Raw genomic sequence first — 4,476 nt, 5'->3', positions numbered from 1 at the left:
TACCGCAGCACCTAACGCAATTGATTCACTACCCGATCTAGTCCTACAGAATGGGCAGCTTTGAATAATATGCGATCGCCTGCTTGCATAAATGTTTTTAATCTTGCCACTAAATCGGCGTGGGTGGTAAAGCATTCTGAGGGGATACCCTCGGCACTTTTGGCTATTGTTTCGGCATCTTGTCCGTCAACTAAGACTAATAACCCGTCTAATTTTAAGTCTCGTACTGTTTCCCCGACTCGCTGGTGTAGTTGTGGCGATCGCTCTCCTAATTCTTTCATTGCTCCCAACACGGCAATTTTACGTTTTCCTGGGGTATCTGCTAATAGCTGCAAGGCGGCTAACATGGCTTCTGGTGCAGCATTATAGGTTTCATCTAAGATTAATACATCATTGGGTAAATGAAAACGCTGGGATCTACCAGTCGGCATATTTACCGTTACACCATCTTTTAAGCTTGACCAATCGATCCCCAAAACCTGAGCCACAGCTAAGGCTGCTAAAAAATTCGTAGCGTTGTGACGGCCAGGTAAAGGTAAGGGTAGCTTGATTCCTGCTACTTCTACAGTGTCGTTATCAATAAGTGAGCCTTGAATATCTCCCCCAGAAAGACCATAAGTCAAAACTTCCCCCTGCCAAACCTTCGCCGCCGTTGCTAGTAATAAGGGGTTGTCATAGTTAAGAATAGCGATACTATCTTGGGGCATTTCCGCTAATAACTCACATTTTGCCTCAGAGATCGCCTCTTCTGAACCGAGTAACTCAATATGCGCTGTCCCGACATTGGTAATCACGCCAATTGTCGGATGAGCTACTTGTGTGAGTTCGGCAATTTGTCCTCTCCCCCGCATTGCCATTTCAATCACGGCGTAGTCATGTTCTAAATTAAGTTCTAAGAGGGTTTTTGGTACACCAATCTCATTATTGAAGTTGCCAAAGGTTTTATGAACCTTACCCTGTGTAGCCAAAACTGCGGCAATTAATTCCTTAGTGGTGGTTTTACCGACAGAACCTGTCACCCCAATGACAGGAATCTCAAAGCGATCGCGCCACCATCGCCCAATTTTTTGATATGCCTCTAGGGTATTTTTGACCTGTAATACAGGCACTCCTGGATTTTCGTAGTCAAAATCGACAATAGCAGCTATTGCACCTTGAGCGATCGCAGTTGGTACAAATTCATGTCCATCAAATTTCTCCCCTCGTAAAGCCAAAAAGACTTCACCTGGTTTGATGATGCGGCTATCAGTTTGTATACCACTACTGACTTTTGCTAAATCAGCCGCACTTAAATTTACAGGCTGGGCTAAAAGAACTTCCACTAGTTGGGTTATGGTAGCAGACATAAAAATTCAAAATTCAAAATGGGGGACTTGGGACTAGGCAGAAAAAAGTTAAAAGTCAAAAAATTATTTCTTGTCTCCTCTACCTCCTGCCTTCTACCTCCTGACAAAAGTAGTGCCAAAGAAGCTCAACTCCTTTGGCACACTTAAGTATATATGCTATGTCATCAAATTTGAAATGAGGGATAAGCAAGTTTGTCGTATTCGCGTAGCGTCTCGTAGAGAGGACTTTAGTCCTTAGAAAAATCAGGACTGAAGGACTAAAGTCCTTACTACGAACCGTCAAAAATAACTTGATAGATAACTAGTACCGCTACAAAGTTGAAAATTTCTCTTCCCAGTCCCCAATCCCGAATTCATCCCTGATTTTTGATTGACATTGTTTGTAAAATTTTTGTTGCTATATCGCGAGAAATGCCTAAAGCTTGATAAAAATCGTTTAAAAAGTTTTTTTCTTCATCGGTGATTGAACCTTCACCCCAGACTAAATCAGCAGAGAGAGCAAAAGCGGTTTCTCTTAATTCCAGGGGTAGAGATTCTTTAGCTAAATTAAATAAGGCATTGAAGCCATCCCGCCAGAGAATATCTAGGGTTCTGTTCAATACCTTATGGATGGCATCCTGGGAATAATTTCTCAATAGCTTTGAGCGTGACAATGCAGAGAAGATAGAACGCTCTTGTTCATCAGTCAAATAACTATCTGACACTGTGGCCAGTAAAACGATCGCGGCAAAAGCTTCTGGTAGGCTAAGTGTTTCTGGAGTGGAAATTTCCGCGTCCAGAACTGTCTCTAGTAGATTCATCATAATTGCTCCTGGATGGGTGTCTCAGTAGCGTACAGTTACCTTTACAGTTTTTAACCTTTCTGGCAGGCTGCAACGCTGTGAGACTTTCATCATTTAGTGTTCCCAGGATTTTTGGACAGTTAACACTTTCGCTCAATATGATTCTAGCTAGATGTACAGTGCCAAAATAGAGATTAACTTACCGTTGCTCTGTCTTTTCAATAGTTTCAATAACTGCTAACCCAATACCAGAAGCCGTAATTAACAGCATCGTTGACAGCAAGTAGGCGTTGGTTAACATCCGAAGAGCTTCATCAAAAAAAATATAGGTGGTCATAGCTTCACCTTCTGAACTATGTGTTGCTAGTAATGTTTATTTCTCCACCTGCGGAGTTGGAAATTCCGTTGAGAAACTGCTAGCACTTGCATCTTAACAAAACTTTAGCTCTTGTATGAGATCAATAAGATTTTTCTTTCTGAAGATTCGATGAAATTATCCCTAATTTAGTTACGGATAATACTGAAAAAATTTAAAAGTGAAAATTATCGTGCTGAGATTGCTGGTTGCTAAATTAATTTACTGTAACTTATAGCACAATCACACATTTTCTGGTTTAGAGATATTAAATCAACCATAACCTTGTACTAAGACATATATTTAAGCTTGTTTCCTTGATTCTTGATAAAGAGCTTCAGTAAATTTACTTAACTTTAGTAGCTATATAACCTTATTTTTACTTTCAGCAATTACATAATATAAATTTAGGAATTTCTTTATAGATCCGCATAACAAACTTGGAAGATAGACTCATATCAGTAAGTTACTCACAAGTTCATCAAAATAATTAATTTAGTGCTATTATGTACAGACATTAGAAGTAATATTACTTAGCTATTTATGGCGGACTGAAATTATTTAGGAGAACTCAGAACATCATTTTCTTGGATGAAAAGGGTTTCCGACGTTTCGTAATACTGGTGAGATAAACTAAAAAAACTGTGAATAAACTTAATATGAACTTTGTCAACTGATTTATACACAGAATTAGTAACCTTGCTTTCATGTAGAGAGTTATTGAAGCTGCAATATTACTTAATATAGTTATGCGTACTGAAGTACCCGACAACATAGGTGATATTTTTTTATCTGGTAGACCCTAAACCAAGCAACGTTCAATGGTGGCGATAACTGATTTAGCCAGGGCATCAAGTTCATAACCACCTTCCAAGCCAAAAAGAATTTTACGTGTTAGCCCCAAACAATAATCTGTAAACAAAGCATAATCATTTGGTTGTAAATTGATGCTGGCTAAAGGATCATCAGCCAGAGCATCATAGCCAGCACTAACAATGAGTAAATCTGGCTGAAACTCCGTAAAAAACGGTACTACTTTGTTTTCCCAAAGCGGCTGATATGCACCGATATCACTATCGGGAGGTAAAGGCAAATTTAAGAAATTATTATGAAAGCCGCGTTCTGTGGCTCTCCCAGTACCGGGATAACAGGGATACTGATGTAGAGAACAGTAAGCGATGTGGGGATTAAGTTCCACGATCGCCTGCGTACCGTTGCCATGATGTACATCCCAATCTAAAATAGCGACACGGTTAATTCCCGGTTGTTCTAAAGCATATAAAGCCGCGATCGCTGCATTAGAAAATAAACAAAAGCCCATTCCTGCATCACTTTCAGCATGATGTCCCGGTGGACGAGCCAATACAAAAGCCGGATTTGTTTTACTTAAGACTGCATCCACGCCATCCAACCAAGCACTCACCGCCAACAAAGCCACATCATAACTACGGGGAGAAATGGGAGTATCGCCATCTAAATAACCACCACCAGTAGACGCGATTTCCCTGACTTTATTGATGTAATTTGGGCTATGGGCTTTTACCAAAAATGGCATTACAGATGTATTTTCTAGTGCTGGTGTAGGTTCACGCCAATCAATTTGGGTAGAAATTGCAGCATCTTTCAAAGCGTTAACAATCGCCGTCAAACGTTCTGGTTTTTCTGGATGATAGCTTCCAGTTTTGTGGTCTAGAAACTCATCGGAGTAGATGACTGGTAGCATAAGGCATCACGGCAGCAGGATCATGAATGCCATTCTACCCCCAGTTATAGGTGACTGATAACTGTTGATGCCCAATGCCCTATAACTCAATCTTCTGTGAAACCAATCATTTCATCAGTGGGTTGATCCAGCATTTCTGGTACTAAAGCTTGATTCCCGCGACGTTCTTCTGGTGATTGCTGACGAATCACATCGTCCATTTTGGGTGGGTGTTTGATTTTATCCCGCATCTCTGGGCTTAATTGTGAGGCATCGCCCTCTGGATTCGCC

Annotated in this window: 5 protein-coding genes; all 5 read right to left on the bottom strand. The window is 40.6% G+C overall.

The annotated features are described in order from the left end of the window. Positions 1–11: 11 nt before the first annotated feature. Positions 12–1,346 carry a UDP-N-acetylmuramoyl-tripeptide--D-alanyl-D-alanine ligase gene (locus tag VB693_RS28825; protein WP_416233437.1) on the bottom strand — a complete coding sequence of 445 codons (1,335 nt, stop codon included), beginning with the start codon at positions 1,344–1,346 and terminating at the stop codon, positions 12–14. Positions 1,347–1,699: 353 nt separating this feature from the next. After that, entirely contained in the window at positions 1,700–2,146 is a 447-nt protein-coding gene (locus VB693_RS28820) for a tellurite resistance TerB family protein (RefSeq protein ID WP_323269259.1), read from the bottom strand. Between the two features lie 181 nt (positions 2,147–2,327). Then, on the bottom strand, positions 2,328–2,465 hold the full coding sequence (locus VB693_RS28815) for a hypothetical protein (protein ID WP_190701332.1): 138 nt from the start codon (positions 2,463–2,465) through the stop codon (positions 2,328–2,330). A gap of 820 nt (positions 2,466–3,285) precedes the next feature. Further along, the gene (locus tag VB693_RS28810) at positions 3,286–4,206 is read right to left on the bottom strand and encodes a histone deacetylase (protein ID WP_323269258.1); all 921 of its coding nucleotides are present in this window, start codon (positions 4,204–4,206) and stop codon (positions 3,286–3,288) included. An 86-nt stretch (positions 4,207–4,292) separates the two neighbouring features. Continuing rightward, a partial coding sequence (locus tag VB693_RS28805) for a hypothetical protein (protein ID WP_323269257.1) occupies positions 4,293–4,476 on the bottom strand: 184 nt, incomplete at its 5' end.

The organism is Anabaena sp. UHCC 0399 (assembly GCF_034931465.1).
Lineage (GTDB): Bacteria > Cyanobacteriota > Cyanobacteriia > Cyanobacteriales > Nostocaceae > Trichormus > Trichormus minutissimus.
Note: the sequence above shows the minus strand (reverse complement) of the source record. Positions and strands in the feature narration are given on the sequence as shown.

Coding starts and splice junctions, on each gene's coding strand:
- VB693_RS28820 (WP_323269259.1), bottom strand. CDS start 2,146: ATGAATCTACTAGAGACAGTTCTGGACGCGGAAATTTCCACTCCAGAA.
- VB693_RS28815 (WP_190701332.1), bottom strand. CDS start 2,465: ATGACCACCTATATTTTTTTTGATGAAGCTCTTCGGATGTTAACCAAC.
- VB693_RS28825 (WP_416233437.1), bottom strand. CDS start 1,346: ATGTCTGCTACCATAACCCAACTAGTGGAAGTTCTTTTAGCCCAGCCT.
- VB693_RS28810 (WP_323269258.1), bottom strand. CDS start 4,206: ATGCTACCAGTCATCTACTCCGATGAGTTTCTAGACCACAAAACTGGA.